This is a genomic window from Desulfovibrio sp. (assembly GCF_035644575.1).
GTDB lineage: Bacteria > Desulfobacterota > Desulfovibrionia > Desulfovibrionales > Desulfovibrionaceae > Desulfovibrio.
Genome location: NZ_DASQOG010000262.1, coordinates 1 through 4,796, shown reverse-complemented (window position 1 = coordinate 4,796; position 4,796 = coordinate 1). Strand labels below are relative to the sequence as shown.

Below are 4,796 nucleotides of genomic sequence, written 5' to 3'. Positions count from 1 at the left end.
CGAACGCGTCTCCCTGCCCGATATCGACGTGGACTTTTGCGAACGCCGCCGCGTCGAGGTCATCAAGCACATGGTGGAAACCTACGGCGAAGGCTCGGTGGCGCAGATCACCACCTTCGGCACCATGAAGGCCAAGGGCGTCGTGCGCGATGTGGGCCGCGCCCTGGGCATGAGCTTTGCGGAGACTGACCGCATCGCCAAGCTGGTACCCGCCGACCTCAAGATGACCATCAAGAAGGCGCTGGAGGCGGAGCCGGAGCTGGAAAACATTTACCACTCCGACCCCAAGGTCAAGCACCTGCTGGACACGGCCCGCCGCCTTGAAGGCCTGGCCCGCCACGCCTCAACCCACGCCGCCGGCCTTGTGGTTTCAGACAAGCCCATGGAGGAATACCTCCCCCTCTATCAGGGCAAGCGCGGCGAACTTGTGACCCAGTTTGACGGCCCCATGACGGAAAAAGCCGGGCTTGTGAAGTTCGACTTTCTTGGCCTGAAAACCATGACCCTGATTCAGGACACCCTGGACAACATCACCCTTCAGGGCCACGAACCGCCGGATCTTGACAACCTGCCGCTTACGGATACGGAAACCTACGAGCTTTACGCCCGTGGGGACACGGACGGCGTTTTTCAGGTGGAAAGTTCGGGCATGCGGCAGTATCTGCGCATGCTCAAGCCCTCGTGCTTTGAAGACGTCATCGCCATGCTGGCCCTGTACCGCCCCGGCCCGCTCGGTTCGGGCATGGTGGACGAATTCATCAAGCGCAAGCACGGGCAGGTGCCCGTGGTCTATCCGCACCAGTCGCTTACAGAATGCCTGCGCGATACCTACGGCGTTATCGTCTATCAGGAACAGGTCATGCAGATCGCCCAGATCATCGCCAGCTATACGCTTGGCGGGGCCGACCTGCTGCGCCGCGCCATGGGCAAAAAGAAAGCCGAAGCCATGGCCAAGGAACGCGTCAACTTTGTTACCGGCGCGGAAAAGAACAACATCGACAAGGACAAGGCCAACGAAATTTTCGACTTGATGGAAAAGTTCGCCGAATACGGCTTCAACAAGTCGCACTCTGCCGCCTATGCCCTCATTTCGTATTACACGGCTTTTCTCAAGGTTCATTACAAGGTCGAGTTCATGGCTGCCCTGCTCACCTCTGAAATGGGCAATCAGGACAAGCTGCTCAAGTATGTCTCGTGCTGCAAGGACATGGACATCAATGTGGTGCAGGCCTCGGTAAACCAGAGCCAGCGCGAATTTACGGCCCACGGCGGAAAGGTGGTCTTTGGCCTTGGCGGCATCAAGAACGTGGGCGATGAAGCCATACGCGAAATTGTGGAAGCCAGGGCCGAAGGCGGCGAATTTGCCTCGCTGTTCGACATGTGCTGCCGGGTAAACCTGCGCAAGGTCACCAAGCGCGTGCTTGAATCGCTCGTCAAGGGCGGCGCATGCGACTGCTTTGGCGTACCCCGCGCCGCCATGCTGGCGGCCATTGAAATTGTGGTTGCCCGCGCGCAAAAAAAGGCCAAGGACAAAACATCCAATCAGGTTTCGCTGCTCTCCATGGCTCCGGTTGTGGAAAGCGCGCCTCAACCCGGTATCGGCCTTGACTGCCCCGAAGCCTCGCTGCCCGAAATGGCCGACGACGACAAACTGCGGGCAGAAAAGGAAGCCCTGGGCTTCTTTTTGACCAGCCATCCGCTGCAACCCTTCTCGCGCGAGATCCGCCGCCTGGGACTCACCACGCTGGAAGACGCGCGCGAACTGTTCCCCGGTGCGGAAATCCGCTGCGCGGCGCTGGTGGTCAGCGTCAAGGAAGTGCTGACAAAATCCAAGGGCGAACGCATGGCCTTTGTGGGGATTGAAGACCTCACCGGGCACGCCGAAGTGACGTTTTTTCCCCGCCCTTACGCCGAATGCCGCGATCTTTTGCGCTCGGAACAGCCCATCTGCCTTGTGGCGCGGCTCGACAGCCAGGCCGACAACGGCGACAACGGCGATGTGGATGAAGAAGCAGACGAAGGCCCGCGGGAAATCAAGCTGCTGGGACAGACCGCCCGTTCGCTGGCCGAAGCCTGCGGACAAAGCGACACCCCCATATGCGTGCAGATACCGCAGCACCGCCTTGGGCGCGAAGACATGCTGGCTCTGCGCAACCTTCTGGAGAAATTCCCCGGCCCGGTAGAAGCGCATGCCCAGGTTTTTCTTGATGGGCACGTGTGTATTCTGCACCTCGACAACACTCTGAAAGTACGCCCCGGGCCGGATCTGGATAAAGCTCTTGCCGCCTGGGCTTCATAAAACCATATGTTCCGATTTTTTCTGGTAACAGGCATAGGCTTGGCCGTTATCAACGGCTGGATATCCTGGTGGCTGTGGCGCGCGCTTTCCGGCACTGGCTGGCTGCGCATCGCGCTCTGCATCCTTGTGCTCGTCCTCGGCGCGGCATTTCCCCTGCTCTACAAAGGGCATGGCGACAGCCTTGCCCATGTGTGGGTGCTGCGGGCCGGTGCATTCTGGATGGGCGTGGCTTTCTACGCCTTTGCGCTTGTGCTGCTTGCCGACATCTGGGGCCTTGGCGCACGTTTGTTCGGCGCACTGCCGCCCGCCACTCCACGCTGGGGCGCTGTGCTGCTGGTCATGGGCCTGCCCCTGCTGCTGGGTGTGGGCAGCTGGTTCAACGCGGCCTTTCCCGCGCTGCGGCACTACGAAATCACTGTCCGCACGCAAGGCCCTGTACCCAGCGCCTACGTGGACAAGCCCCTGAAACTGGGCGTTATTACCGACATGCATCTGGGCCGCCTCATCACAGCAGGGAGGCTGAGCCGAGCCGTGGAGCTGCTGGCCCCTGAGCAACCGGACGCTATCCTCTATGTTGGCGACATCATTGACGACCATATAAAGCTGGATGCGGAAGCCACCGCAGCCGCCCTTGCTGTGGCCCAACCGCGCCTTGGGCATTGGGCCGTGCCGGGCAACCACGAATATATCTCTGGTTCCATCGACAACAGTCTGGATTTTCTGCGCGCTGTGGGTATGCAGGTGCTGCGCGACCAGTGGGCCGTGGTGGACGACAGTTTTGTGCTTGCTGGCAGGGATGATTTGAGCAAGCCCGGTTTTACCGGCATCCAACGGGGCAGCATGGAGGAGATTTTGGCCGACCTGCCAGAAAAATACCGCAGCCTGCCCCTTGTGGTCATGGATCACCAGCCCGCCGCCCTTGACGAAGCCCGTCAGGCGGGCGCTGCGCTCATGCTGTCAGGTCACACGCACAACGGGCAGCTTTGGCCTTTTAACTTTGTGACGGAACTGAGATACGAAAACCCGCTGGGCCTGCTGACAAAGGGCAACTTCCACTCTATCGTCAGCGCAGGCACTGGCACATGGGGGCCGCCCCTGCGTACCACAGGCCGCGCTGAGGTCTTGCTGGTTACGGTGCATTTTGCTTCTGCGGACAATGCCGCAATCACTAGCACTCCTTAGATTATTCCTGCGGGCTGATGCTCTCCCCCTCTGGGTCGTGCCGCCGGAAATTCCGGGTCGCAACGGCGGGCGAGGTATTGGCGTAGCAGTACACGCAGCCGTGGGGGCAGGTGTCGTACTGGCCCACATCCTTGCAGGGTACGCACAGGCACACGGCACGCTGACCTGTGTCGCGCGGATACTCATGCGGTGTGCTGGCAAGGTTAGCGCCTGAGGGCATTTCCAGGGGCAGGCCCAGTTGCCGCTGCGGCGCAATGCCAAAAAGGCGCAGCATGTCCGGGTGCCTGTTGGTGAGCTTGAGGATGAGTTCCGGGTCTGTGCAGCGGTTATGGCTGATGCCCCATGCCGAGAGGTCGCCCTTTTCGCCGCAGGTGCAGGGTTCCGCGCCCATTTCGGCAGCAAGAGCGGCTACCCCAGCTGCCACGGTCTGCATTTCCGCCTGCGTAAAATCACGCCAGGCAAGACCTGCCCGGCGCAGATTTTCCCGCACCTTGCGGTAGTCGGCGATGTCGGCAAAGCTGAACACCAGCTTGCATGTCGAGCCTTTCAGTGCCCTGCCGATGCGGACCATTTTGTCCAGCAACACATGGCAACCGTCAGGATTTTGCGCCAGATGCCCTGCCAGCATCAGGGGGTCAAAGCGCCACACCACCCTTTCCGGCCCTGCCGCGTCCGCAAAACGGCGGAAGGTATCAATGCGTTGGGCAAGCGGCGGCAGATTGGGTTCCCAGCATTCAGCCTCATAATCGTTGAGCGTAAATTCCAGATACCAGGCAAGACCACGCGCCTCCACCTCCGGCAGCAAGGGCAGCAAGGGCTGCGGATTTTTACTCCAGAATACAACAACCCGCGTGTTGGCAAAGGACACAAACTGGGGCCGCCCGTTGAAGGGGTTGATCCAGCGGGCGTATCCGGCGCGCAGCCTGTTGATAAACCAGGGCGCGTAAAAAGCCGGGATATCCGTTGCCCGGCTGACCGCAATGATCTCCGGAGCAACGGCGTTGCTTGCCTGCCCCGATGCGGTGGTTATCTGTACAGTACGCCATCTCATGCCCAAAGTGTTTCAGGGCTGCGCGGCTTCGTCAACTGCACGGGGCTTGCGGCCTGCCTGAAACCATCGCTCTGACGTGCATTTTGACTTATCCGGCGCAATTGTTATGCTTAAGGGCGAGCTCAATCAATAACCTGTAACAAACTGGAAATTCATGTCTTTCTTTTCCTGGATGCAAAGCCTCTTCACGCCGCCCTCCACTGGCGACCCTGATCTGGATGATCCACATCCAGGCTTTGAATGGAACCAGAACGCCCGCATCAT

General features: G+C 60.1%; 3 protein-coding genes. 2 read left to right on the top strand and 1 reads right to left on the bottom strand.

Annotated elements, in window-relative coordinates; all coding sequences use genetic code 11:
- Together dnaE and VEZ52_RS14565 are read left to right on the top strand one after the other, a co-directional pair.
- On the top strand, nt 1–2,299 hold a 2,299-nt coding region (gene dnaE / locus VEZ52_RS14570), incomplete at its 5' end, for a DNA polymerase III subunit alpha (protein WP_324837458.1).
- A gap of 6 nt (nt 2,300–2,305) precedes the next feature.
- A complete protein-coding gene (locus VEZ52_RS14565; protein WP_324837457.1) occupies nt 2,306–3,481 on the top strand; it encodes a metallophosphoesterase in 1,176 nt (391 codons plus the stop codon).
- A 1-nt stretch (nt 3,482) separates the two neighbouring features.
- On the opposite strand, the gene VEZ52_RS14560 is transcribed toward VEZ52_RS14565, so the two are convergent.
- Entirely contained in the window at nt 3,483–4,532 is a 1,050-nt protein-coding gene (locus VEZ52_RS14560) for a DUF1848 domain-containing protein (RefSeq protein ID WP_324837456.1), read from the bottom strand.
- Nucleotides 4,533–4,796 lie beyond the last annotated feature (264 nt).

Bases quoted from the DNA above. Each gene is read 5' to 3' on its own strand.
- VEZ52_RS14560 (WP_324837456.1), bottom strand. From the start codon at position 4,532: ATGAGATGGCGTACTGTACAGATAACCACCGCATCGGGGCAGGCAAGC.
- VEZ52_RS14565 (WP_324837457.1), top strand. From the start codon at position 2,306: ATGTTCCGATTTTTTCTGGTAACAGGCATAGGCTTGGCCGTTATCAAC.